This is a genomic window from Lipingzhangella halophila (assembly GCF_014203805.1).
GTDB lineage: Bacteria > Actinomycetota > Actinomycetes > Streptosporangiales > Streptosporangiaceae > Lipingzhangella > Lipingzhangella halophila.
Genome location: NZ_JACHJT010000001.1, coordinates 958,007 through 983,159 on the forward strand (window position 1 = coordinate 958,007; position 25,153 = coordinate 983,159).

15 protein-coding genes are annotated in these 25,153 nt (G+C 71.7%); 3 read left to right on the plus strand and 12 right to left on the minus strand.

The annotated features are described in order from the left end of the window. Positions 1-7: 7 nt before the first annotated feature. The 6 genes from F4561_RS04465 to F4561_RS04490 all read right to left on the minus strand — a co-directional run bounded on the left by F4561_RS04465 (position 8) and on the right by F4561_RS04490 (position 12,413). Entirely contained in the window at positions 8-3,313 is a 3,306-nt protein-coding gene (locus F4561_RS04465) for an error-prone DNA polymerase (protein WP_184575042.1), read from the minus strand. Between the two features lie 552 nt (positions 3,314-3,865). Continuing rightward, a complete protein-coding gene (locus F4561_RS04470) occupies positions 3,866-5,422 on the minus strand; it encodes a DNA polymerase Y family protein (RefSeq protein ID WP_184575044.1) in 1,557 nt (518 codons plus the stop codon). After that, positions 5,419-6,147: a DnaE2-dependent mutagenesis accessory factor ImuA' gene (gene imuA', locus F4561_RS04475; RefSeq protein WP_184575046.1), complete on the minus strand. Its 729-nt coding sequence runs from the start codon at positions 6,145-6,147 to the stop codon at positions 5,419-5,421. Before imuA' ends, F4561_RS04470 begins: the two co-directional genes overlap by 4 nt. A gap of 288 nt (positions 6,148-6,435) precedes the next feature. Continuing rightward, complete coding sequence (locus F4561_RS04480; RefSeq protein WP_184575048.1) at positions 6,436-8,259, minus strand: arylamine N-acetyltransferase; 1,824 nt, start codon at positions 8,257-8,259, stop codon at positions 6,436-6,438. 14 nt (positions 8,260-8,273) lie between these two features. Continuing rightward, the gene (locus F4561_RS04485) at positions 8,274-8,867 is read right to left on the minus strand and encodes an NADPH-dependent FMN reductase (protein WP_184575050.1); all 594 of its coding nucleotides are present in this window, start codon (positions 8,865-8,867) and stop codon (positions 8,274-8,276) included. A 264-nt stretch (positions 8,868-9,131) separates the two neighbouring features. Further along, positions 9,132-12,413: an ATP-binding protein gene (locus tag F4561_RS04490; RefSeq protein WP_184575052.1), complete on the minus strand. Its 3,282-nt coding sequence runs from the start codon at positions 12,411-12,413 to the stop codon at positions 9,132-9,134. A 671-nt stretch (positions 12,414-13,084) separates the two neighbouring features. Here F4561_RS04490 and F4561_RS04495 point away from each other — a divergent pair. Further along, positions 13,085-14,677 (plus strand): MFS transporter, encoded by a 1,593-nt coding sequence (locus tag F4561_RS04495; protein ID WP_184575054.1) that lies wholly within the window; start codon positions 13,085-13,087, stop codon positions 14,675-14,677. 118 nt (positions 14,678-14,795) lie between these two features. On the opposite strand, the gene F4561_RS04500 is transcribed toward F4561_RS04495, so the two are convergent. The 6 genes from F4561_RS04500 to F4561_RS04525 all read right to left on the minus strand — a co-directional run bounded on the left by F4561_RS04500 (position 14,796) and on the right by F4561_RS04525 (position 22,017). Next, on the minus strand, positions 14,796-16,748 hold the full coding sequence (locus F4561_RS04500; protein ID WP_184575056.1) for a hypothetical protein: 1,953 nt from the start codon (positions 16,746-16,748) through the stop codon (positions 14,796-14,798). 361 nt (positions 16,749-17,109) lie between these two features. Next, a complete protein-coding gene (locus tag F4561_RS04505; protein ID WP_184575058.1) occupies positions 17,110-18,198 on the minus strand; it encodes a DUF2330 domain-containing protein in 1,089 nt (362 codons plus the stop codon). Positions 18,199-18,302: 104 nt separating this feature from the next. Next, positions 18,303-19,070 (minus strand): L,D-transpeptidase family protein, encoded by a 768-nt coding sequence (locus F4561_RS04510; protein ID WP_184575061.1) that lies wholly within the window; start codon positions 19,068-19,070, stop codon positions 18,303-18,305. Between the two features lie 132 nt (positions 19,071-19,202). Then, a complete protein-coding gene (polX, locus tag F4561_RS04515) occupies positions 19,203-20,924 on the minus strand; it encodes a DNA polymerase/3'-5' exonuclease PolX (RefSeq protein ID WP_184575063.1) in 1,722 nt (573 codons plus the stop codon). A 59-nt stretch (positions 20,925-20,983) separates the two neighbouring features. Beyond that, positions 20,984-21,223: a metallothionein gene (locus F4561_RS04520; RefSeq protein ID WP_184575065.1), complete on the minus strand. Its 240-nt coding sequence runs from the start codon at positions 21,221-21,223 to the stop codon at positions 20,984-20,986. A 113-nt stretch (positions 21,224-21,336) separates the two neighbouring features. Continuing rightward, on the minus strand, positions 21,337-22,017 hold the full coding sequence (locus F4561_RS04525; protein WP_184575067.1) for a phosphoribosyltransferase: 681 nt from the start codon (positions 22,015-22,017) through the stop codon (positions 21,337-21,339). A gap of 621 nt (positions 22,018-22,638) precedes the next feature. On the opposite strand from F4561_RS04525, the gene F4561_RS04530 reads away from it, so the two are divergent. Both F4561_RS04530 and F4561_RS04535 read left to right on the plus strand, forming a co-directional pair. Next, positions 22,639-23,052 carry a roadblock/LC7 domain-containing protein gene (locus F4561_RS04530; protein WP_184575069.1) on the plus strand — a complete coding sequence of 138 codons (414 nt, stop codon included), beginning with the start codon at positions 22,639-22,641 and terminating at the stop codon, positions 23,050-23,052. Positions 23,053-23,507: 455 nt separating this feature from the next. Further along, positions 23,508-24,764: a styrene monooxygenase/indole monooxygenase family protein gene (locus F4561_RS04535; RefSeq protein WP_184575071.1), complete on the plus strand. Its 1,257-nt coding sequence runs from the start codon at positions 23,508-23,510 to the stop codon at positions 24,762-24,764. Positions 24,765-25,153: the final 389 nt, after the last annotated feature.

A 25,153-nucleotide genomic window follows, 5' to 3' on the forward strand; every position in this document is an offset into this window, starting at 1 on the left:
ACACCGGTCACTGGAAGTCGCGGCTGTGCTCGACGGTGGGGGCGGGCAGCGGGTCGAGGCCGGTGGCCACGAGGTTGACGGCGCCGCGGCCGTGCTCCAGTCGGCCGTGGACCAGCAGAGCGGCGCTGCGGAGCCCGCTCGTGCGGTGGCGCCGCCACACGTGGGGCGGACAGATGACGTTGGCCATCCCGGTCTCGTCCTCCAGGCCGAGGAAGACGACCCCATGCGCGGTCTCGGGCCGCTGGCGGTGGGTGACCTGACCGGCGACCGTGATGTGCGCGCCGTCGCGCACCCGGGCCAGGGCCCCGGCGGGCACCACCCCATCCCCGTCGAGCCAGGGGCGCAGGTGGGCGATGGGGTGGGTGCCGGAGGTGCCGGTGGCCCACAGGTCGGCGAGGGTCTCCTCGGCCGGGGGCATGGCGGGCAGCTCCGGCGCGCCGGTGCCGGGGACGATGCCGGGGATCTGGCCGGGGCGGGTGCGGGCCAGCGCGCCCGCGGCCCAGAGCGCCTCGCGGCGGCCGAGACCGAAACAGCCGAAGGCGCCCGCGGTGGCCAGCGCCTCCAGCGCCTTCTCGGGCACCTCGGTGCGCTCGGCGAAGTCGGCCAGGCCGGTGAAGGGGCGCGCGGCGGCGATCCGGGCAGCGGTATCGTCACCGAGGTCGCGCACGCTGCCCAACCCCATCCGGATCGCGGGCTGCGGCGTTTCGGGTGCGTGCGGGTGGCGAGGACGCGGTTCCGCCGACCCTGAGACCGCCTCCGCGGTCTCCGCAGCGGAGGGCCATTCGAGGGTGGCCCGGGTGTCGCTGGCGTTGAGGTCTACCCGGAGCACGCGGACACCGTGCCGCCGGGCGTCGCCCAGCAGGGTTTGCGGGTGGTAGAACCCCATGGGCTGGTTGCGCAGCAACGCGGCGGTGAAGGCGGCGGGGTAGTGGCGCTTAACCCACGCGCTCGTGTAGGCCAGGTGCGCGAAACTGATGGCGTGGGACTCCGGGAACCCGTAGCTGGAGAACGCCACGATCTTGGTGTAGACGTCCTCGGCGAGATCGGGCGGGAGTCCCTTGCGCGCCATCCCTTCCAGCAGCCGGCCGCGGAGCCGCTCCAGGCGCTCGGGGGCGCGTTTGGCGCTCATGGCCTGGCGCAGCTCATCGGACTCGTCGGGGGTGAACCCGGCGCAGTCGATGGACAACTGCATCATCTGCTCCTGGAACAGCGGAACACCCAGGGTGCGCGCCAGGGCGCTCTCCATGGAGGGATGCGGGCAACTGGCGGGCTCGGCTCCGCTGTGGCGACGCAGGTAGGGGTGCACGGCGCCGCCCTGGATGGGGCCCGGGCGGATCAGCGCCACCGCGACCACCAGGTCGTAGAACCTGGTGGGACGCAACCGGGGAAGGGTGGACATCTGGGCGCGGCTCTCGACCTGGAACACCCCGGCGGAGTCGGCGTCGCACAGCATCGCGTAGACCGCCGGGTCCTCGGCGGGGACGCTCGCCAGCTCGTAGCGGACGCCGTGGTACTCGGCGATCAGGTCGAACGCGTCGTGCAGGCACGAGAGCATGCCGAGCCCGAGCAGGTCGAACTTGACCAGGCCGGCCGCGGCGCAGTCGTCCTTGTCCCACTGCAGCACGGTGCGGCCGGGCATGCTGGCCCACTCCACCGGGCACACCTGGCCCACCGGCCGGTCGCAGATGACCGTGCCACCGGAATGGATGCCCAGGTGGCGGGGGAGGCGCAGCATCCGCTGGGCGAGCTCGGCCACCGGGCGGGGCAGGTCCTCGCCGCTCCACTCGCGTGAGTCGGCCTCGCGCGACCAGGCATCCTGCTGGCCGGGGGAGTACCCCAGGGCGCGGGCGGCATCACGCACCGCCATCTTGGGGCGGTAGCTGATGACGTTGGCCACCTGGGCGGCCCGGTCGCGGCCGTAGCGCTGGTAGACGTACTGGATCACATCCTCGCGGCGGCGGTGCTCGATGTCCAGGTCGATGTCGGGCGGCCCGTCGCGCTCCATCGACAGGAACCGCTCGAACAGCAGCCCGTAGTAGAGCGGGTCGGTGCTGGTGACGCCGATCGCGTAGCACACGGCGGAGTTCGCCGCCGAGCCCCGGCCCTGGCACAGGATGCCGTTTTCGCGGCAGAACTCCACGATGTCGTGCACGATCAGGAAGTACCCGGGAAAGCCGCGCTCCGCGATCACGTCGAGCTCGTGGTCGATCTGGGTGTAGGCGGCCCGGGTCGCGGGCCCCGGCTCCCCGTAACGCGTGCGCGCCCCGCGGTGGGCCAGCTCCCGCAGCCAGGTGGCCTCGGTGCGGCCTTCGGGTACCGGCGAGTGCGGCAGTTGCGGGCGGATCAGGGTCAGGTCGAAGGCGCATGCGCGGCCCAGCTCCGCGGTGGCCTCCAGCACACCGGGGAAGCGTTCCAGGCGGGCGGCCATCTCCACCCTCGCCCGCAGGTGCGCGCCGCCGGCGGCGGGCAGCCACGACTCCATCGTGTCCAGGTCGCCGCGCGCCCGGAGCGCCGCGAGCGCCTGGGCGAGCCGCGCGTCGCGTGGCGCGGCGTGGTGGACGTTGTTGGAGGCGACAAGGCCCGCTCCGGTGCGGGCGGCGAGCTCGGCGAGGGCGTCATTGCGCGCGCTGTCCAGCGGCTGGTTGTGGTCGGCGAGCTCGACGTAGACGTTGTCGGCGCCGAAGCGCTCCCGCAGCTCATGCAGCCGGTTCGCCGCGGCCTCGGTGCCCTGCTCCGCCAGAGCCGCGGGCACGGCACCCTTGCGGCAGCCGGTGAGGACGGCCCAGTGCCCGCCGTGCGCCTCGGTCAGGATGTCCAGGTCGTGGGCGGGCCGCCCTTTGGCGCCGCCCGCGAGCTGCGCGTCGCTGATCACCTGGCACAGCCGCCGGTAGCCTTCGGCGTCGCGGGCCAGCACCAGCAGGTGGCTGCCGCCCGGGTCGGGCCGCCCGGTCCGCGGCGCGTCCACGTCCAGACTGAGTTCGGCGCCGAACACGGTCGCCAGCCCGGCGGCTCTCGCCGCCGAGGCGAACCGCACCACGCCGTACATTCCGTCGTGGTCGGTGATCGCCAGGGTCTCCACCCCGAGCCGGGCGGCCTCGTCGACCAGCTCCTCGGGGGCGCTCGCCCCGTCGAGGAAGCTGAACGAGGAGTGGACGTGCAACTCGGCCCACGCGGCGCCCGTGGAGCGCAGCGGGCGCACCGCGGTGAGCTGCCCGGTGGGCTCGGGGGGCCGCTGCGCTACCGTGCCGCTCTTGCCCCAGGAGATGCGTCTTTCCAGCTCGGTCCAGGAGACCGGCGGGTTCCCCCACTCCACGGCTTCCCTCCTTTCTCTCCTGTCCCTCTTACTTGGTCTTTCGTGGTTTCCGGTGGTGTGCGGCGTCGCGCCAGGAGTGCTGACGGTGGGTGGCCGGGGCGGACACTCCTCGGTGCGGTGGGTGGTTGCACAACCGATGAGGGCAGCGAAGGTGGCGGATTGCCCGGCTTGCGGTGGTCGGTGCGGGTGCCCGGTGGTGACGCGTGTAACGAGGGCGGCGCGGGGTTTCGGGGGGTGGCCTGTGTCGGGGCGTGCGTGGGGCCGGACCTCGTAGCGGTACCGCGCGTGCGCCCGCTATGTCCGGATTGCGGGCATGTTGTGCGCCGATCTTGAGGATTCCGTTCCTTTCTGGCGCCACAAAGGAACGAAATCCTCAAGATCGGCGCTGAGGTGTCCTCGCCCCCTGGTCGGACGCGCGACCGAACGCATGCGGAACCGGTGGCACAAGAACAACCACGAAACACGTACTCCTTCTCCTTTCGGGGCGCTCCTTCTGGCTCACGTTGGGCCCCGGCTTGCTCCGGGCGCTGTTCCGGCCTGGTCCCGGGGCGCTCAGTCGTAGACGGCCTCCACGTGCCATTGGCCCGCCTCGACGGCGAGCAGGTAGGCCCGCTGATTGGCGGCCACTTGCAGGCGGGCGCGGCGGCGGCCGCGTTCGGGGTCCCACCACCGTTCGACGGCGGGCCAGGGTCCCGCCCACGCATCCACGTCCACGGGGTCGCCCCCGGCGATGCCGATCCGCGCCGGTGGCGCGGAGATGGCCGCGCGCCCGCTGACTGTGACCGGCTCCCCGTTCGCGTCGAGCACGAGCGCGGGCGGCGGCCGGGACGGCACCACCGTGGGGTCCGGGGCGGGGATGCGCCCGGGCCAGGGGCCCTGCCGCGGCGGATCGGGCGCGACGTCGCCTACGGGGACCCGAACGACGCCCTCCCCGGGTCCGCGGCCCCCGTGGAGTGCTGGGCGGACCAGGGCCTGGTGGCCGAGCAGCCCCTGCACCCGGGCCACGGCACGTTCGAGGCTTCCTGCGACCTCGGCCTGCCCCCACAGCGGTACCTGCCGACCGGTGGCCGGAACCAGGTGGTCCGGGACGAACCGCAGGCCGATCACACCTCCCGTTCCCTCTGCCGCTCCGGTGCCGGGTGCGGCCGCGCCGCCCCCTCTGCCTCCCGGCGGGCCGCCGCTGAGCTGCCACAGCACCCGCTCGGCGAGGGCCAGTTCCGACAGGGCGCCGTCGTGGCGCCACAGCCGGCTCAGTATCCGCCCGTCAGCCCAGGTCACCTCGGCGACGACCCGGACGCTGAGCAGCCCTTTCGCCGCCAGGGCGGAATGCAGCCGTGCCGCGAGCGCCTTGGCCTCGAACACCACCGTCTCGGCCCGGTCGGCGGGCGGGTCGAACTCGGAGCAAACGGAGAGGTCCTCGCGCGGTGGAGCGGGATGGGCCGGACGGGCCTCCAAGCCGGTGGCCAGCCGGTGCGCCGCCCTCCCCTCGTCGCCGAAGCGCTCCGCGACGAGGTCGGCAGGCAACGCGGCGAGCTCTCCCAGGCGGCGCACGCCCAGCCGTTCGAGCAGGCTGGCGAGCGCGGGCCGCTCCAGAGTGCGCACCGGGTAGGGGGCGAGGAAGTCCGAGGTGCGGCCGGGGTGCACCACGACGCCGCCGTCGCGGGCACGGGCGGCCAGGACAGCGGCGAACACCCCGTCGGCGATCCCCGCTCCGCACCAGTAGCCCGCCTGGGCCACCGACGCGACCACCGCCTCTCGCAGCGCGTGCTCCCCGCCGAAATAGCGCACGGGACCGTGGACGGAGAACACGCACACCCCCGGGCGCACCACCTCCACCCACGGCGTGATCCCGGTGACCGCGCGAACGACCGGCTCGAACAGCCGCCCCTCGTGCTCGGTATCGCGTTCCTGGACCAGCAGGTCGGCGCACAGGCGCTGGGCGTCGCGTTTTCGCTGCCCCCGGCGCACCCCCTGCGTACGCGCCGCCCGCGAGCAGGCCACGACCCGGCCCTTGGCCACCACCGCGCTGGGCGTGGCCGCCTCGAACCCGGCGGCGGTAACCGGCCAGTCCGGGCACCACACAGCCAGGGTGCGGGCGGCGGTGCTCATGCCACCCCCGTCCGGCCGGCACGACCCGCTTCGCGCAGCGGCCGCGCCGGGCGTGCCGGTTCGGCCTCCTGCAGCGGGCGGACGGCGCCATCGGGGCCGGGAAGCCACATCGCCGCCTGCCGGCCCTCGCCCGCGCCGCGCCCGCGGGCCACCACCCGGGCCCGGCGTCCCCGCAGGTGCCCGTGCCCCTGGGACAGCCCGTCCCACTCCGACTCAGTGACCGCCAACCGCAGCCACGTTCCCTCCCAGGCCTGGCCGGCGACGACCAGGACGCACCCGTGCCGCCGCGCCAGCGCCGTCAACCGCCGCGCCAGCGCCGGGCTAACCTGGCCGGGGGAGCGGGTCAGCACCAGGCCGACCCCTTCACAGAGCGCCGCGACCGCCTCCGCCCAGTGCCGACCAGGGGAGTCGGCCAACAGCAGGCGCCCGATGTCGGCGCCCATGCCGGCGGCGGCGCGTACCCCGAACTCTGGAATCCCCACCACCGCGGCCCAGCCCTGCTCCTGGCAGACGCCGGCGAGCAGCGCGGTGCCCAGCGACGCCGCTCCGGTGCCCGACACCGACACCAGCGCGCCCGCGGGCAGTTCCGGCACCACCGGACGCAGGGCGGGCAACACCGGGGCGTCCGCCCGCCCGGCCGGTTCGAGGTGACCGCGCACCTCTTCCGCCGCATCCTCCAGCGCCCGCAGGCGCGCGCGCCGCGGTGCGTGCCCCGAACCCGGCACGGTCCCCCTCCACTGCGGTCCACATGACAGCACCTTCATCCACCAGGGGGAAGACCAGCGGATTCGAAACTATGTTCGCATTATCGGGCGACCGCGTCCACCGGAGCAACACGCGTCTCCCCAGGCGGCAGGAGGGACATAGGCAACGGGAACGGCCCAGCGGCGGGGATTGCGGCGCGCCCGGTCCGAGCGGAACCCGGCCGGAGTGTGATTGTTTTTACCCGGTCAGGCCGGCCGGGAGAGACGGCGTCGGTAGGGCCTTCGAGGGGGACGGCCCTGTCCCGGCTCCTAACCCTGGAGGGACGCGCCTCGTCCGGCCTCGGAACCGGAGCCGGCGATTCGCACCAGCTCCTGGTGCTGCTCCTCGGTGAGTTCGAGGCCGAAGGTGTCGCGGAGCACGCCCGGAAGCTCTCCGGGGTCCAGTTCACGTGTCTCGCGCTGTTCACCGGGACGCGTCACGGAGAACTCCAGGCCGTTGATCCCGTACCGGACGCGGGGGCCGTTGCGTTGCGCGATGAGCCCTCGCGAGAAAGGCGACCGGGGGTGGTACGCCGCGATGTAGTTGTCGTCCTCGTAGTCGACGCGGTAGGCGGGGGCGAGGGTGAACTTGTACACGTTCTCCCACCCGTCCGCGGCCAGATGGCGCAGCAGCCACATCCCGTCGGCGGTGCGGTCCATCCGGTAGGTCCAGCCCCCGCTCGTCACCTCGGTGCCTTCGGTGAGCTCGACCGGCTCCAGCGGCCCCACCCCGCCGACGCCGACATCCACCAGCCACGACCTGCCGGCCACGTCGACGCGCAGCACCGCGTGCCCGTCGGCGCGCATGGTGTCCGCGTCCGCGCCCATGAGGATCCGGGCGCGCAGCCCGGTCACGCGGAACCCGAGGCGGTCCAGCACCGTGCCGAACAGGATGTTCTGTTCGTAGCAGTAGCCACCCCGGCTGCCGTGGACGAGCCTCTCCTGCAGGCTGGCCAGGTCGAGCGCGGGCAACCCTTCGAGCTGGACGGTCGCGTTCGCGAACGGGATGGCGGCGGCGTGCGCCCACTGCAGGGCCCGCAGTGTCTCCAGGGTGGGGTCGAGCGGGCCGTCGTAGCCGATCCGGCGCAGGTAGGCGTCCAGATCCAGCGGTGCCGGCTCCCACCCGTGTCCCGTGTCGCGGCCCGGGCCGCCGTCGCTGCGGGCGCTTTCCCCGGGCTCGTCGCTGGGTGCCGGGTCGCTGCCCGTCGGAGTCACCAGCTCCTCGACGAGGCCGGTGAAGCCGTCCCCGCCGTTGCCCTCGGCCACCCTCCGGTCGAGAAGCTCCTTGACGGGGAGCAGCCGCCGGGCGTCGACGCCGTAGTCCCGCGACGTCTCGACGAGGTGGCCGACCACCGTGCGGTGCTTGCTGAGCGGTGCGGTCCCCTCCGGATAGACGCGTTCGCGCACCTCCTGCGCCGTATCGGCGGCGGAGTCGGCGACCGCGGTGAGCATGCCCGCCGCGTGCGTGGTCAGCACGCTGGTGTCGGCGCCCGCCGCCGCCATCAGCGCCAGCGCGTGCAGATAACCGGCCGACGCCTCGTACCAGACGCCGAGCAGGGCGAGGTCGTTCAGGGACGCGAGCCCGGCGCCGGAGCCGACGTGGGTGACCGTGCCCAGCGCCCGAAGCGTGTCCGCGTGGGTGTCGAACACCTCCCGCGGGCCGCTGACGAGCAGCAGGGCCTCAGCTGTCCCGACGGCCCCGGCGCCGGCCTGGACCGCCCCGTCCAGGAAGCTGGCGCCGCGCTCGGCGGTCCAGGTGGCGGCCTCGCTCGCCTGCGCCGGGGTCGTGGTGGTCAGGTTGATCAGCACCCTCCCGGACAGGGAGTCGCCGATCCGGTGGTGGATGCCGCGGACCGCGTCATGGTTGGTGACGCAGACGACCACGACGGGGGAGCTGGCCGCGGCCTGGGCGGCGGTGTCCGCCCGGGTGGCTCCCCGGGCGACGAGATCGTCATCCTTGCCGGCGGTCCGGTTCCAGACGGTGGTGGGGTGGCCGCTGTCGAGCAGCGCCCGGGCCAGTGCCGCGCCCATCGGGCCGAGCCCGAGCACCGCGACCGGTGTGTTCGCGCCATGCGGCGGGAGTGCGGGTTCCATGGTGATTCCTCTCCTCAGGCGGTGTAGGGGTGGGCGGTACGGGCCTCGCGCAGGGCGCGGCCCCACCAGGCGAGCCCGTCGAGAGTCAGCTTGGCGGCGCCGTCGATGCCGGCCTCGGTGGGCCGGCCGTGCTCGTCGACGCGTCCGAGGTCGATGCTCACCCCGTCGCGGGTGGTCATGGCGTGTACCTCGACGAACACCTGCCGCAACTGCTCGACCGACCGGAGGCCCTGGCTCCGGCCCGCGTAGGAGACGAAGGCGACCGGTTTGGCGCTCCACTCGTCGTAGAACCAGTCGATCGCGTTCTTCAGCGACGCCGGGTACCCGTGGTTGTACTCCGGCGTGACGATGACGAACGCGTCGGCTGCGGCCAGCCGGCGGCCCAGGCTGGCCACGGGCTCGGGAACGGTGTCGGAATCGGGCAGCACGACCGGCAGGGGTTCCTCGGCGAGGTCGACGAGGTCCAGCTCGTAGTCGTCGCGCCGCCGGATCTGGTCGGCGAACCATTCGGCGATCGCCGCGCCGGCCCGCCCTTCGCGGGTGCTGCCGATGATGACGGCGACGCGAAGGGGAGCGCCGTCATTGGCTGTGTTGCGGGCTGTGGACATCGTGCGCCTCCTCGGTTGCCGCGTGCTTGCACCCGAGGGGCGCGAGTTCTGGTCTGGCGTCGCGAGATCGGCGCGGCGGGACCCGGGACCGTCCCACCGGTTGCCTGTTCGCCCGCGTTCGCGCGGCCCACTCAGCTCGGGAGCGCTCTCCGCCCCGGCGCCGCCGGGCGAAGCACACACGCACCGACGCCGGACCAGGCCGCCAGGCGGGAGCGGCATCGGTCACCGGGCGTCCCGCACTGGGGCGGGCGGGCGTTGCCGGTGTCAAAGCTCCCAGGCCACCTCGCGGCCCGGCTGGTAGCGGCAGGTGATGCCGGTGGACACCGACGCCCTGAGGTGCTCGGCGAGTTCCGGGTGGCGCTCGTCGAGCCGGCGCAGGGTGTCGCGGATGCGCGCGGACACGGTCTTGCGGGCCCGCTCGGCGGCGTCGCCGAGCCGCCGGGGCCGGCCCGCGAGGCCGGCGGCGTTGCGCAGCTCAGCAAGCAGCGCCTCGCGCTCGTGGTCGAGCTCGGCGGCGCGGTCGTCGTCGAGCCGCGTGGCGGCGCGTTCGATCTCCTCGTCGAGCTGGGTGAGCCGGCGCTGGTAGGTCGCCTTGGCCTGCTCGTCGAGCACCGGGTCACCGCCGAACCGCTGCGAGACGCGCACCACCTCACCGCCCTCAGGGCTGAGCAGGTCCGCCGCGGGTACCTCCGTGCCCGGTTTTCCGAGCAGGACATGCAGGTCACGCAACCCTTTGGCGTCGGGCATGGGAACGGTCCGGCCGGCGAAGGACAGGGTCCACACCCGGCCGTCGAAGTGGAACTCGTTGCCCGAACGCGGCTCCAGCGGCTCGCTCGCCCGTTCTGTGGTCGGACGGCCGCGTGCTGCCGAGCCGCCTCCGGCCCCGCCCGCCGGCGGGGCCGTGCCGCGCATCTGGCGGGCGCGTTCGGCCGCGTGCCCCATGCCGATCTCGGCCGCCTCGCGTTCCACCTCGTCCAGCAGGTCCGCGGCGGCACTGGTGTCGCCGGACGCTCCGCGGGCGAGCAACGCCCGTGCGAGGTGGCGGCGAGCCTCGATGGACCAAGGGCGCGCCCCCAACTGGTCGGCGGAGCGCCAGGCCGCTGTGAACCCGTCGACGGCGGCGTCCCAGCGCTGCTGGGCCGCGTCGACCATGGCCAGCCAGTGGGCATAGGGGCCGTAGATCGCGCCTCCGCCGGCCACGACCGCCCACAGGTCCGCGAGCGGTGCCAGCGCCGTGCGCGCCTCCTCGCAGAGCCGGGGGTCGCCCGTCGCGGCGGCGACCTGCGCGTGCGCCCGCAGGAAGATCGGCTTGAACGCCCCCGGGAACGCGTCCGCGGCAGTCATGATCTCGGTGGTGAGCCGGGGAGAGAGCGGGCCGTCGCCTTTCTCGACAGCCGTGATGGCCTCGGGTACCGCGGCGAACGTGCTGCTGCCGTCGCCGGGGTACTCGGCGAGCCACCGGCCCGCCTCCTCGGGTCCCTCCCGCGTCAGCGCGAGAGCCCAACGCTGCTCCCACCACAGGCGGACCCGGTCGGGCTCGTCCAGCCGTGCACCCAGCGCGAACGCCTCGTCGACCGTCGCGTGGGCCGCGTCGAGGTCACCGGTGAGTGTGGCGATCGCCGCCTGGCGTGACAGGGACAGGTACCGGAAGCGCGGCAGGCGGGACCGTTCCGCCAGAGCGACGAAGGAGGAGTACTCGTCGAGGCCGCGCGGGTCGCCCAACTCGACGAGGCCGACCATGCGCAACAGGGACGCCTGCAGCTCAAGCTCGGTGTCGTGGCTGCGGCGCGCAACGACGGTCATCTCGTCGGCGAGCGTCACTCGCTCCGGTGCGCTGCCGGGCTCCCAGATCGCGTCGTGCCGGGCGAGGAGGCTGAAGCCCAACGCCTCGTCGTCACCGCACCCGCGTGCGAGCGTGACGGCGCGGGCGCTGAGGTCCCGGGACCGGTCGTCCCCCGGTACCAGGTGCGACCGGGCGCGGCCCGCCGCGGCGAGCGTGCGCACCGTGAGCGGGTCGTCGGGCGCCGCCCCGTGCTCGATGAGCCCCGCGTGCGCCCGGTCCAGGAGATCGATCTCGCGACGGCCTTCGTTGTCGGGGTCGGGGACGCCGAGCGCGTGCAGCCCGAGCGCAGCGCGCGCCAGCAGCCGCGGGTCGTCCAGGTCGTCGCTGGAGGCGACCACGTCCTCGAAGGTCGCCCGCGCCTCAGCGAGGAGGCCGGCGGAGTGCTGGAAGGAACCGAGGTCGAGCGCGATGTTGGACCGCCGCTCTGTCCGCTCGTCGCCGACCAGTTCGAGGGCTCGGCCGAAGTGCCCGGCCACCTCCTCGACCGCCAGCCGGCAGCACGCGTTGCGCGCGGCGGCGAGGACGAGGTCGAGCGCATAGGAGGAGTCCACATCGGGCACCGCGAGGTAGGCGTGGTGCGCGAGGGTGCCCGGGTCGGCGCGCGCGGCCTGTCGGAGGCCGCGCACTACGGCGGCGTGCCGCGCGCGCAGCGCGGCCTCGTCCAGGCGCGTCGTGAGCACGTCGCGCACCAGGTCGTGGACGAACCCGAACCGCCCATCCGCCAGCCGGGTAACGAGCCGGGCGGCGACCGCGCGCTTCAGCAGCGAGTCGAGCTCGGGGCCGCGCACGCCGGATGCCGCCGCGACCACCCCCCGCTCGAACTCGCGGCCGGCGACAGCCGCGGTGGTCAGCAGCTCCACCACGTTGGTCGGGAGATACGAAAGCCGGGTCTCCAGGGTCGCGCGGATTCCCGGTGTGACCGCGTCGATGGGGCTGCCGACCTGCCACAACCGGGCGGTCTGTTCCACGAAGAACGGGTTCCCGCCGGTCCGGCGCCGCACCTGGGCGGCGAGGTCCTCGTCGGGCTCGCGGCCGGCCGTACACGCCATCAGCTCTTTGACCTCGCCGGTGTCGAGCCCGGCCAGCGGGACCTCGGTGGCCCTGGTGGTGAGGGCCCCTATGAGGGCCCCCAGGGGGTGGTCGGGCTCGTCGACCTCCACGTCGCGGTAGGTGCCCACCACCAGCACCTGCTCGAACCAGGTGTGCTGGGTGAGGAACGCGAGCAGTCTGATCGACGCGGCGTCGGCCCAGTGCAGGTCGTCGAGCACCACGACGACCGGGCGGCTGCGCGAGGCGGTCACCAGCAGCGTGGTCACGGCGTCGTGCAGCCGGAAGGTGGCGTCGTCGGTGATCTCGGGGCTGGCGGGGTGGCGCCCCTCCCCGAGGAGGAACGACAGGGCTTCGCCCGCCGACGCGCTGGCCGTCGCCCACTCCTCGGCTGTCGCGGTGCGTTCGAGGTTCCGGATCACCTGCATCCACGGCCAGTAACCGGGAACGCTGTCGCGGTCCCACGCTGTGCCGCTGACGACCAGCGCCTCGCGGTTCCTGGCCTCGTCGGCGACGCTGGCGACAAGGGTGGTCTTGCCGATGCCCGCCTCACCGGTGACGAGCACCAGGCCACCGTGGCTGGTGAGCGTCCGGTTGACCTCGGCCCGCAACACCGCAGCGGCGTGGTCGCGGCCGATCAGCGTTGGTGCTGTCACTGCGCGGCTGTCCCTCGGTCGGTGGGCGTATCCGGTGACGTGGGTCACGCGGTGTCCGGCATGGTCCCGCGCCGTCCCGGATTGCCACCACGCTACTGGATGGGGGCCGGCTCTTCGCGGATCCCGCGGGACCTGGGTCGGTGAAGTGGGTACGTGGTACGGCGTCCAACGGAGGCGGCGACGATGGCTGGCCGGCGGGGTCGGCGGTGAGCGCGACTGGTGCCCGGTGGTGGCGCGCCCGACGGGCAGCGAGGGCGCCGGATGGGTCGGGGGTGCTGCCTGGTCCCGCACCGCGCCATTGCGCACCGAAGGTGACCGTATGGACACGTTCGGCGCCGAGAATGACTCTGCGGACACTCTCGATGCGCCCTGCCGCCCAACGGACGCACCGGCAAGCGCCACACCCGGCCATCGGCGTCTTCGCCGTCCCGTTGGCCGCGGCACCACCGGGCACCAGGACCGATCTTCACGGGCCGGCCCATCCGGCGCCTTCGCCGCCCCCGTTACGTGCCCCACCACCGGGCACCGGTAGCGGTTACTGGGGGCTGGCCACCCGCTGCCTTCGCCGCCCTCGTCGGAGGCCCAACCACCCGCTCACATCACCGATCTAGCGATGCGAGACGCGGACGCGCGCCTCAAGGGTGACCAACACCGTCACCGGAGGTGCTGCTATGACTGATCCTGTTCACGCGGACGCGGAGGAGCCCGCGTCCCCCCAACGGGCCGGATGGCGGGAGTGGCTGGGGCTGGCGGTCCTCACGCTGCCGGTGCTGGTGCTGGCCACCGACCTGACCGTGCTCTTCCTCGCGATGCCGTCGATCGCGGCGGACCTGCGGCCCGGCACATCCCAGATGCTGTGGGTACTGCACGTCTACGGGTTCCTGGTCGGCGGGTTCCTGATCACCATGGGGAGGTTGAGCGACCGGCTCGGCCGGCGGCGGGTGCTGCTGACCGGAGCGGCCGTGTTCACCGTCCTGGCGGTGGTGGCGGCCTACTCCACCAGCGCCGGGATGCTCATCGCGGTCCGCGCGCTGCTGGGTGTCGCCGGGGCGAGCCTGATGCCGGCGGCCTTCTCCCTGCTGCGCACCATGTTTCACGACGATGGACAGCGCCGGGTGGCCGTCTCCATCCAGATGGGCGCGTTCATCACGGGCGGCGCGATCGGCCCGGTGATGGGTGGGGCGCTGCTGGAGTTCTTCTGGTGGGGTTCGGCGTTCCTGGTGAACGTTCCCGCCCTGGTGCTCCTGCTGGCCGTCGGACCGCTGCTGCTGCCCGAGTACCGGGCCCCGGGAGCCGGCCGCCTGGACCCGGTCAGTGTGGGCCTGTCGCTGGTGGCCATGCTGGGGCTGGTCTACGGCCTCCAGGAGATCGCCACACAGGGATTCCGGGTGCCGTACCTGGCGGTGACCATGGTGGCGGCGGTGGTCGCGGTCGTGTTCGTGCGGCGCCAGTTGCGACTGCCCGACCCGCTGCTTGACCTGGGTCTCTTCGCCAACCGGGGTTTCAGTGCCTCGCTCGGCGTCATCCTGCTCATGATCCTCGCCCTCGGCGGGTCGTTCTACCTCCTCACCCAGTACCTGCAGTGGGTGGTGGGCCTGTCCCCGCTCCATGCGGGGCTGTGGACGGTGCCGTTCGCTGTCGTCAACCTCGTCGGGGCCGTACTCGCGCCCACCCTGGTGCGATGGACCCGGCACGCCTACGCGATGGGTGCCGGCCTGGCCGTCGGTAGCGCTGGCCTCGCGTTCGCCGCGACCGTGGGGGCGAGCAGCGGCCCGGCGGTCCTGATGACCGGCCTCTGTGTCGCCGCACTCGGCCAGGGCGTTGCGGTGACGCTGGGCAGTGACCTGATCATCGCAAGCGCGCCGATGCGGCGCGTGGGGTCGGCCGCGGCGATGCAGGAGGTCAGCGGCGAACTCGGCCAGGCGCTCGGAACGGCGTTCGTCGGCAGTCTCGGCATGGCCGTCTACCGCTGGACGGTGGCCGACACGATCCCCGCGAGTGCCCCCGAGAGCGCCGCGGAAGCCAGCCGGGAGAGCGTCTCCGGCGCGCTCGCGGCGGCCGACCGGGTTCCGGGTGCCGTGGGCGCCGACCTGCTCGCCGCGGCCCGTGAGGCGTTCACGCAAGGGCTGGTGGTGGCCCTCGGGGTCTCCTCGGCCGTCTTCGCCGTGGCGGCGGTGGTCGCCTTCGCCTTCCTGCGGCGAGCCACGGCCGTCGCCGCGGACGAAGACGCGGAGGCCGGCGCTGACGCGCCAAACGCCGCCTGACCGCCGGTGTCCGGCTCCGGGAGTGGTAGGCGCCGGGGCCGGACACCCGCGGTTGGCCGGGTTCGCCGTCCCCGGGCACGGGGCATCGCCGGTGAGCCGCGGTGTTGTTGGCGGCGGGTTACGGCGCGGCGCTCCGCCGCCCGGCGCCGGACGCCCGCCGGCCCGACCTTGTGCGCCCCCGCGCCGCACGGAGCAGGTCCGGGCGCACGGCGCGGATGGCCTGCATGACCTGCGATGCCCTGTGGTGCCCCGGGCAGAGCCGGACCCGGTCCCGACGCGGGCGCCAGGGGAGCGCGAACCGGGGTTCGCGGGGGTGGATCCGCACCCACGACGGCGCCCGGGTGATGGCGTCCGGATCGTGCGGGACCAGGTCCACGACACTGTCCGGCGACAGGTCGCGGGTGCGGAAGAGGCTGTCGAGGGTCATGGCCCTCCCCGGACGCACCTCGTGAAGCTGGGACCAGGGAATGTGCGTCGTCCGTCCGGCGAACCACAGCAGCGGTTCCTGGACGAGGGTGAGGCCCTCGTCCCCGATCGCCACACCCTGGTGGGCGAACAGCCGCGGCATCGCGACGCAGACCAGCCACACCCCCAGGAGGACGGTGCAGGCCACCACCCCGACCGACTCCCACAGCACGCTGACCGCCATCGGATCGGCGCCACCGCGCGCCGTTGACATCTCGGCGCTCACGAGGACGGCACTGCTCACACAGAGCGTCAGCATGCCCATCGACCAGCCGAAGATGCGCCGCCCCCGGACGTTCACCCAGTGCGCGCCGGCCTGCCCGGCTGGAGTGGCCGAACCGGCGGGCGCGGAGGCGGCGGGGGAGCCGGGCCGGGCGGGCGCCGGATGTTCGAACAGGTCGGGCCGGACGTGGCGCAGCATCGACTCGACGGTGTTATGGGCGGCGGTATCTGTGAGGTCGAGCACCACCCTGGGCTGGGACGCGGCCCGCCCCCACAACTCCTCTCCCGGGAGCACCAGCCGGGCCCAGCGGGGCATACGCAGGTCGCGCTCCACCCGGGACAGGAAGATCTCCAGGACCGGGCTCTCCCGGACCGGGTGCTCGCCCGGCACAATGCGGCGGATATCGCGCCATGGGATGTCCGCGCTGCGGCCGCGGTGCCACCACATCGGGCGCTGCGCGATGCGGAGGTGCTCCTCGGTGCGGTCGAGCCCCTGCCGCGTCCAGAACCGCGGCGCCAGCGCCACCATGAGCAGCAGGCCGCACAGTGCCGCGGCGGTCATGGGCAGGACCACCGGCGCCGGTAGCCCTTCGCCGCCCCTGAGGCGCTGCACGAGATCGATGACCGGCATGACAAGAGGCCCGCCCACCGCGAGGACGCAGTAGGCGCCCCACTGGGTGAGGCGCGTGGTCCGCAAGGGGAGCCAGTCTCGCGGTTCGGGGTGTGACCCGGCCCCAGTGCGGGGCGTCGGACCGGGCCGATCCGGTGCGGGGCGAGCCTCGTTGGCCAGGCGCAGGAACGCGTCGTGGTCGTCCCAGGGGAGGGTGAGGAACAGGCGCGGCACCGAGCTCTTCGTCCCACCGCTGGGCGGGGCGGCGTGCGCCCGCACCAGGATCGCCCAGTGCGGGACTCTCGCCTGTGGCGGGATGGCGCTCAGGCGCAGGACGACATTGGGAGTACGGGGGACGCGGCGGGAGCGGTGCGTCCCAGTCGAGGTGGCGGACTGTACGTCCGGCCACGGCAGGCGCAGCCGGCGGCCGGCGAACCACCACTTGGCGTCCTGGACCAGAGTCAGCGCGGACGCGTCGGCGGCGACACCCTGGCGGGTGAGGAGCCGCGGCACCAGCACGCCCAGCATGCCCAGCACGGTGGCCGTCGCCAGGGTGAAGATGACCGCGAGGCCGAGGAGTACCGACAGCACCGTCGTACCGCCCGCGGATCGGACGGTGAGGAGGAGAGCGGCGAGTACACCGATGCTGAGCGCGTGCACGCCGATGGCGTACGCCAGCGACAGGGGAAGGGTGCGGCGCTGCCCCGGCGCCAGGTCAAGCCATTCTGCGTTCGGGTCGCGGGGGAGGGGAGAGGGAGCAGCGGCGTTCGCCATCAGATCCTCCTGAGGGGACCACCGGCTTGCGCCGGCGGGGGAATCAGGGTGCCCGCGTAGTGGGGCGGGGAAAGCCGGATTGCCGCTGGGCGATACGGCGTTCGCCCCAGCCCGCGTCTGGCATACCTGTGACATTGGTACCAGGGCCGGGCTGGTCCTTCCCGCCGCCTGAACGACGAGGGGAGAATCCCGCGGTGTCAGTCGCGGGAGGAGCCACAGCGGGTATCCAACCAGACCCGCCACCCGGGCGGTACCGCCCGGCGCCCACCACCGGAGGTGACCGGGTCGGCGCCCGGCACCCATGGGTGCGCGTCGCTGGCCGATAGCGCGTACGCGCCCGGCCTGGCCGGGCGGTGGGGTATCAGCCCCGTTCCCTGGCGCGCCTACGCCGCCACCGCGGGAACAGCACGCCCGCGGCGATAAGCAGCACACCCGCCAGCGTGCCGACCGCCACCAGGAACGGCCCGCCCGCGATCCCGAGGATGTACACGGGCGGGTCGTACTGCTCGACCCGCTGGTACTCGGTGTCCTCGGCGGCCGGTTCGAAGACGAAGTCCGACGTGATGGCCGCCGGGTCGGCGATGTCGTGGTCCATGGTGGTCAGGAACATCGGCTCGGCGCCGATGAGGTCGGCGAGCTCGTCGGAGACGGTGTCGGAGTCGGGATCGAGCCATCCCGCGTAGGCGAGCTCACCGGGCACCTGATCGGCGTCGTTGTCGGTCCGCTCCATGCGGTGGTCGGCGAGCAGGTACAACCGGACATCCTGGGCGGTCTCGGCCTGCTGGGAGAGCCGCATGGGGTACACCAGCTCGTCGGACTCGAAGGTCACGCTCAGTGGGTCGAGCCCGCCGCTCAGCTCCTCGCCGTCGGCGGTGCCGAGTTTGACCGCGGCGTAGTACCAGCCTTCCTCGACGTAGGTGTCCAGCGCGTCCGCCAGGTCGGAACTGACCTCGTAGTCGTTCCCGTCCAGCCAGGTGCGCAGCGCGTCGGGGTCGTCGGCGGAGAGGGTGGTCACGTCGAAGGGGCCGACCTCGGATTCGCCGAGCACCTCCACGTCGCTGGAGCCGTCCTGGCCGCCCGCCTCGCCCCGGAGATCCGGGGCGAGAAGGTGGCCGGGCCACCAGTCGTCGTGGTACTCCCCATCGGGCCGCGACATGGCGGACAGCTCGCCGAACAGTTCGCGGTCGCCCAGTTCCACATCCGCCGGAGCCGGAGTGGGCAGCAGCAGCGCGGCCTCCTCCTCGAAGGTCTCGACGTCCAGGCCCATGAGGATGCGCTGGGTCGTACCGTCCCAGCGCACCAGCGAGGACTCCCGCGACACCGAGATGTCGTCGTCAGCGACCATCGCGCCGCACGCGCAGGCCAACGCCGGGTTCACCCAGCTTCCGGCGGGGAGGAGGGCGAGCAGGGCCGCCGCGGTACCGAATGTCCTGCTTCGCCAACCGGGCATCTTCGCTCCTTACCGGGCGGGTTCCGGTCCTGGGACACCCGGTGGGCCCCGCCGAGCGGAGGGGCCCACGGTGGCTCGGTGCCGGTGTCACCTGGTTCGTCAGGTCAGCGGACGATGACCGGGGCGCCCTGGTCGAGTGCGCCGTTCTCCCACAGCCAGTCCATGGCCTCGATGCTCACCCGGGCACACCCGTGCGAGGCGGGGGTGGGCGGCACGGATTCGTAGCCGTGGATGGCGATACCACCGTTGAAGTACTTGGGTCGGTACAGCGAGCCCAGCGGGGCGTGGTCCCAGCCGTCCACCTCGCGGAACACCGAGAACTCGCCTTCGGGGGTCGTGGCGACACGCTCCTCACCCTGGGACACGTAGGTTTCGCCCGAGCCGGTGGAGGTGGCGAACACCTGCTCGACCTCGCCGCCGGAGACCACGAGCAGGAGCTGGCGTTCCAGGTCGATCTCGACCGCGTTGTCGTAGGAGGTGGTGGCCTCGGGACGCACCTCGTCGTCGAGGGCCTCGCGCGTGTCGGGGCCGACCACGCCGTCGCGAGCGATCCCGGCGGCCTTCTGCAGCGCGAGGACGGCCTGCGTTGTGAGGCCGTCGAACTCGCCGTCGGCGCCGCCGTGCCAGTAGTCCAGCTCCGCGAGGCGCTCCTGGAGTTCCGTGACCTCCGTACCGGAGTCGCCCTCGCGCAGGAGGTCGGAGTTGGCGGTGGTCGGAGCGGCGTTACCGGAGAGCGTGTGCGCCGTCGCGGGGGGAGCGGCCGAGGCGGCCGCGGGGTGTGCCGCGATGCCGAGCCCGACCGTGACCGCCGCGGCAAGCGCCGCTGTGTGTGCTGTGCGTCGACCGAAGCGTTGTTTTTGGGGGGTAGGCATGTACCGCAATTTACCGTTCGCCGCCCGGAGTGTGGGGGCCGAATACCAGTATTCGACGGGGCTCGCGGGCCGCGCTCGGCCGTGTCCCGACCCTCACCGGCAGAAAAGGGTGACCAGTGGCCGGAGATCCGCTCACTCGGCCCGCAGGAACTCCGCGAGCCGCTCCCAGGGCCAAGTGTTGATGACTTCGTCGGCGCGGAGCCAACCGCGTTGCGCGGTGCCGACGCCGTAGCGCATGAAGTCCAGGTGTGTGGTGGCGTGCGCGTCGCTGTCCACGGCGAAGACGACCCCGAACTCCCTGGCGAGCCGGATGTTGTCGGCCGCGAGGTCGAGCCGGTCAGGCGAGCCGTCGACCTCCAGCGCGGTGCCGGTTCGGGCGCACGCCCGGAACACCTCAGCGAGGTCGGCGTCGATCGGGGGCCGCCGGCCGATGATCCGGGTGGTGGGGTGACCGATGACCGTGACGTGCGGGTTCTCGCACGCCCGGATCAGGCGGCGGGTCATCTGTTCGCGTTCCTGGTCGAAGTGCGTGTGCACCGACGCCACGCAGATGTCGAACCCCGCGAGGAAGTCCGCGGGCCAGTCAACGTCACCATCGGGGCGGATGTTCAGTTCGGTGCCGTGCAGCACCCGCATACCGCGGTGCGTACCGCCCAGCTCGCGGATCCGCTCGCGCTGCTCCAGCATCTTCTCGTCCGACATGCGATGCATGGGCAGGTCGGGCGCGTGGTCGGTGACCGCGTAGTAGGAGTAGCCGCGGTTCGCGGCCGCGGAGAGCATGTCCTCCAGCGGCGCCAAGCCGTCCGTGAGGTTGGTGTGGGTGTGCAGGTCGCCCCGGATGTCCCGGTCGGAGACCAGCTCCGGCAATTCCCCGCGCGTCGCCGCCTCGATCTCGCCGGTGTCCTCGCGCAGCTGCGGCGGGATCCAGGGCAGCCCCAACCGGGAGTAGACCTCCTCCTCGGTCTCGGCGGCGAGCCGCCGCTCGGTCCCGGCGTCGAAGATGCCGTACTCCGACAGTTTGAGGCCGCGGTGCACGGCGATCTCGCGGGTGCGGACATTGTGCGCCTTGGATCCGGTGAAGTACTGCATGGCGGCGCCCCAGGCATCGAGCGGGACCACCCGCAGGTCGACCTGCGAGCCGCTCGATGTGCGGACCGACGTCTTGGTCCCGCCGCTCGCGATGACCTGTTCCACCAGCGGGAGCTGGCGGAACGCGGCCATGAGCGCGGTGCTGTTCTCGGCGGCCGCCAGGATGTCGATGTCGCCGATGGTGTCCTTCATCCGGCGCAGCGACCCCGCGTAGCCGCACCGTTGGCACCCCTCGACCTCGGACAGCTCGGCGACGATGCGTTCGGCGACCTCAAGTGCCTCGCGGAGCGAGACACGCTGCCCCGCTCCCGCCTCCCTGAGCTGCACTATGCCGTCCAGCAGGTTTTTCTCGGTCTTGGCGCCGAAGCCGCGCAGCCCCTGCACCCGCCCGGACCGGACCGCCTGTTCGAGATCCTCGACGGAGGAGACCCCCACCTCCTGGTAGAGCGTCATGGCCATCCGCGGGCCGAGCCCCGGTATGCGCGTAAGCTCCCGGACGCCCGCGGGAATCCGCGCGCGCAACCGCTCGACCTGCGGAATCTCCCCGGTCCGCAGGTACGTTTCGATCTTGTCCGCGATGGACGTGCCGACATTCGGTATCGCGCGCAGCCCGGCCGCGTCGAGCCGGGCGATGTCCGTGGAACAGCCCTCCACAGAGCGGGCGGCTTTCTCGTACACCCGGACCTTGTACGCGTCGCCGCCGGTGATGGCGATCAGGTCGGCGTACTCCCGCAGCAGGGTGGCGACCTCGTCATTGACTCGCATCTCGCGCCGTCTCCGGTACGCGGACCGCCGCGCTGGGCGCAGCGGCCCGCGCCAGCCGTTTACGCCGGTATGTGGTCGCGCAACCCGGTCTGCCCCTGGGCCACGGCACAATGAGCGCAGCAGAAGACCTGGTTGCCGGCCTCGACCCCGTGGCCGACCACCCGGCACCCGCAATGCTCGCAATTGGGTGCGAGGCGGTGGATCGCGCATTCGAAGCTGTCGAAGATGTGGCTCTGTCCGCCCATCCGTACCTCGAATGCCCGGTCGTAGTCGTTACCGCATACTTCACAGGCGGCCATGGTTCCCCCCATCGATGACTGCCTTCCTCGCTGCCCAAGCGCTCGGACGGTGAAACATGACTCACCCGCCGCGCCCCGGAACACGGGAACGCTCCGCTGTTGCCGCGGTCCGGTCACTCGTGCGCGCCGCCCCGCGGCGCCGTACTCGCGGCCTCGTCCAGCAGGGCGGCGACCTCCTCGTTGGAGGTCTGCGCGAAGTCCCGGTAGAACTGGCTGATCGCCGAGAAGTGCGGCGGGGTCTCCAGGCAGACGACCTCGTCAATGGCGGTGCCAGTGTCCTCGCGCAGCCGCGCGATCGAGTCGGGCGACCCGACGGGCACCGCGAGGACCACGCGCGCCGCGCCCTGGACCCGCGCCACCTGGCAGGCCGCCTGGGCCGTCGATCCGGTGGCGATGCCGTCGTCCACAACGATCGCGGTCCGGCCGCGCACGGCGGTCGCCGGGCGGTCGCCGCGCAGCGTTCGCACCCGGTTGTCCAGCTCGGCGCGCTCGTCAGCCTCAACCCGGTCGATCTGCTCCGGACTGACCTGGGCCAGGCTGACCACGCGGTCGTTGATCACCCGCGCCCCGCCCTCACCGATGGCGCCCATTGCCAGCTCCGGTTGATGGGGGACGCCCAGTTTGCGCACGACGATCAGGTCCAGTGGGGCTTCGAGTGCCGTGGCGATCTCGAATCCCACGGGAACCCCGCCGCGCGGGAGCGCGAGAACGACGAGGTCCTCGCTTCCGCCCCCCATGTGTCGTAGCTCCGCGGCGAGGCTCCGTCCGGCCTCGGCGCGGTCGATGAATGACATCACCGGCTCCTTCCCCGGCCGCTTCGCGTTCCTTTGACGAGCTCGGGGCGTTCGCCTTGCGGGAGAATGGCCCGCTCTCGTACTGGTCGGCCTTTCCTCCGCCTATGTCAACCCACCTGTCCACACCGGCGCGCGGGAAAACGTCCACGCTTCGTGCCCAGCGCGAGCGCCTCGCCCCGGCTGTGCGGTCAGCGGACCGTGGCAGCGTCCGGGGCTGGTGATAGTCCTGTGATCGCCGTATATCGGGATTCGACGGATTATAGTCGCCTATGGCGGAGTGTGCCTTATGGGTGGTTTGCGAGTATCGAGGAATGGGGGTAGAAGTCCGGCGCGGTTTTGTATCCGCTTCCTTGAAGGGCTGTGTATTCAGGGAAAACTTGCCGCATACCCGGGAGTGCCCGCAGCGAATCCGCTGGCCGGCTTCCTGGTATCTCGGCCCCTGTTGTCCGGCACAGGATTTGCTAGGCTGGCGCCCGATTCAGTGGATCATTCCCGGATTCGCCGAAAAAATGCTGGTTGTGCTGCGAAGGTTCGCCTGGCCATGGTGTTTGCCCAGGAAGGCAGTGCGTTCTGGAGGCCATATCTATTATCCGTCGATCGTAAGGGTGCGATGTCTTGTCTTTGAGTGAGAGCGCTGAGAACTTTACCTGGCTTGTCTCCAACTTCGTCTCCGAGGTGAGCGGGGTTGAGCACGCGATCGTGGTGTCCTCCGACGGATTGCCGCTCGCCGCGTCCGAGGACTTTCCGCGCGAGCACGCGGAGCAGCTCGCGGCGATCGTCAGTGGGCTGAACAGTCTCGTGGATGGGAGCGCCAAGCTGTTCGATAAGGGCTTGTCCGACCAGCTCATCATCCGTATGAAAGGCGGCCACCTCTTCGTGATGGCGATCAGCGACGGTTCCTGCCTCGCGGTGCTCAGCTCATCCGAGGCCGATATGAAGATCGTGGGCTACCAGATGACGCGGCTCGTCGAGGACGCCGGGCACGTGCTCACGCCGCAGGTGCGTACCCAGCTGCGCGAAGCGATCGGAAGGTGAGCGCGGCCCGGACTCGAACTGCCGCCTAGTGGGGTTCGCGTAACGATGAGCTATCGAATGCGCAGGCGGAGTCGTGTTCGTCCCTGCAACATTCACGGGCGGGCCGGACCAGTAGGCTCACCCGGGGTCACCAGTTAGCCGGCTATCCCCCGCTATCTCCCGCGCGTGCGCGGGCGCGCGCGGGGACGCGCGGGACGCCCCACGCGTGCCCCGGCATGCGGGCCCGCGCACGCGCGACAGACATAGGGCCGATATGTGCAGCGGCGTTATCGGATCTGATGTCAGCAGTAGTCCGGCAACAGGTATGGTGCTCACGACACGCTTGGCAGTGCCCTGGAGGGCAGCGAGGTCGCCAACCCCCTCAGCTAACCGGCGGTCTGGGCACCCTCATCCGATGTCTCCTCCTGATTCGGGCACGCTGCTCCCTGCTCTCCCCCTGAGAAGGAAAACGTCAGATGCGCAAGGTCCTTATAGTCGGTGCTGGCCAGTCGGGTCTCAATCTCGCCCACGGCCTGCTGGACCACGGGTACGACGTCACAGTCATCACCAGTCAGACCAGCGAGGAGATCCGTAACGGTCGTCCCGCCATCACGCAGCTCACCTATCCGACGGTGCTGGAATACGAACGCGCGCTGCACCTCGACTTCTGGGCTTCCCAGGCACCGCAGGTCGGAAGGGCCAAGCTCCACATTCACCCGGTCAGTGGGCCCGCGTCCCACAAGATCGCGGGCAACTTCGCGAATGGCGGGTACGCGGTTTCGGTTGATCGCCGGGTCAAGATGGCCGACTGGCTGGAGTACTTCGAGGACCGCGGCGGCAAGGTCGTCATCCACGGTGTCACCCTCAGCGATCTTGACTATTTCTCCCGAATGTTCGATCTGGTGATCGTGGCCGTAGGGTTCGGTGAGCTGGGCGCGCTGTTCGAGCCCGACCCGGATCGTTTCAGTGGTGCGCGTCCCCGGGAACTCGCGCAGGCGACCGTCTACAACGTTGCGGACGACCCGGGCGAGCCGGAGTCGATCGGCTGGATCGGGACGTCGGCCGAGGTGGGCAACGTCTGTCTCTTCCCGGTCCTGACTTCGCACGGGCCCTGCCACTCGTTGTTCGTGGCCAATAAGCGCGACGGCGCGAAGGGAAACTGGTCGGACCAGCCAGGCCCCGCGGAGCAGTGGCGCCGGATGAAGGACCTGCTGCAGCGAAGCATGCCGGAGTACTATGAGCGGGTCCGGGACGCTGAGCTGATCGACGGCAAGAGCACTCTGATCCAGGAACTCACGCCGCAGATTCGCAAGCCGGTCGCGACGCTTCCGTCGGGCGGGCGTGTCCTGGGGATCGCCGATGTCGTCATCACGTCGGACCCCTTCGCCATGCAGGGCTGGAACAACTCCACCCAATGCGCGAAGAGTTACCTGGAGAGCATCGTGGAACGTGGCGATCGGCCCTTTGACGATGAGTTCCTCAAGGACATGTTCGAGAGGTTCTGGCTCTACGGGCACGACGCCGAGCTCTGGTCCGAAGCTGTCTCTTCGTTCTGGGAGGTCACGCCGCCCGCGCACTTCCAAGAGGTTCATGAGGCCGCGACGGTGTATCCGGAGGTCGCCGACCGCTGGATCCAGGGGTGGGACAACCCACCGAGCTTCCGTGATTGGCTCTACGACCCCGAGGGCGCGCGGAAGTTCCTTGACGAGGTTAAGGCTATCCATAACTCGTAAGGCGCATAGCCGAATTCCGCCCACCTCGTGTCATGGCCCGGTATCCCTGCCCTGGGATACCGGGCCTTATTCACGTGCGTAACAGGAGCAACACTGGTCACACCGCAAGTCGCTTATGTGATCTTTTGTGACGTCCGAAACAGTCATGCGTATTGCCCTGAATATGCGCGAACGCTACTCTCATTGTGATGCCGTTGCTTAAGAGAGACATGTGGGACTTTGGGGCTCATGCCTCTTACCACACTATTTCTCAGCCTTGTGTCCAGTACGTTTGTACCCAGGATCCTGAGGGCGCGCCATGATGCAGGAGGCCGTCCGCGCCCGCGGTCCCCGTTCAGTCCGTGATGCTCGCCTGAGGACAGCGCAATGTCCCCCGGCGTCACGCGCCT

Bases quoted from the DNA above. Each gene is read 5' to 3' on its own strand.
- F4561_RS04510 (WP_184575061.1), bottom strand. From the start codon at position 19,070: ATGCCTACCCCCCAAAAACAACGCTTCGGTCGACGCACAGCACACACA.
- F4561_RS04500 (WP_184575056.1), bottom strand. From the start codon at position 16,748: ATGGCGAACGCCGCTGCTCCCTCTCCCCTCCCCCGCGACCCGAACGCA.
- F4561_RS04520 (WP_184575065.1), bottom strand. From the start codon at position 21,223: ATGGCCGCCTGTGAAGTATGCGGTAACGACTACGACCGGGCATTCGAG.
- F4561_RS04505 (WP_184575058.1), bottom strand. From the start codon at position 18,198: ATGCCCGGTTGGCGAAGCAGGACATTCGGTACCGCGGCGGCCCTGCTC.
- F4561_RS04535 (WP_184575071.1), top strand. From the start codon at position 23,508: ATGCGCAAGGTCCTTATAGTCGGTGCTGGCCAGTCGGGTCTCAATCTC.
- F4561_RS04485 (WP_184575050.1), bottom strand. From the start codon at position 8,867: ATGTCCACAGCCCGCAACACAGCCAATGACGGCGCTCCCCTTCGCGTC.
- F4561_RS04525 (WP_184575067.1), bottom strand. From the start codon at position 22,017: ATGTCATTCATCGACCGCGCCGAGGCCGGACGGAGCCTCGCCGCGGAG.
- F4561_RS04480 (WP_184575048.1), bottom strand. From the start codon at position 8,259: ATGGAACCCGCACTCCCGCCGCATGGCGCGAACACACCGGTCGCGGTG.
- F4561_RS04470 (WP_184575044.1), bottom strand. From the start codon at position 5,422: ATGAGCACCGCCGCCCGCACCCTGGCTGTGTGGTGCCCGGACTGGCCG.
- polX (WP_184575063.1), bottom strand. From the start codon at position 20,924: ATGCGAGTCAATGACGAGGTCGCCACCCTGCTGCGGGAGTACGCCGAC.
- F4561_RS04495 (WP_184575054.1), top strand. From the start codon at position 13,085: ATGACTGATCCTGTTCACGCGGACGCGGAGGAGCCCGCGTCCCCCCAA.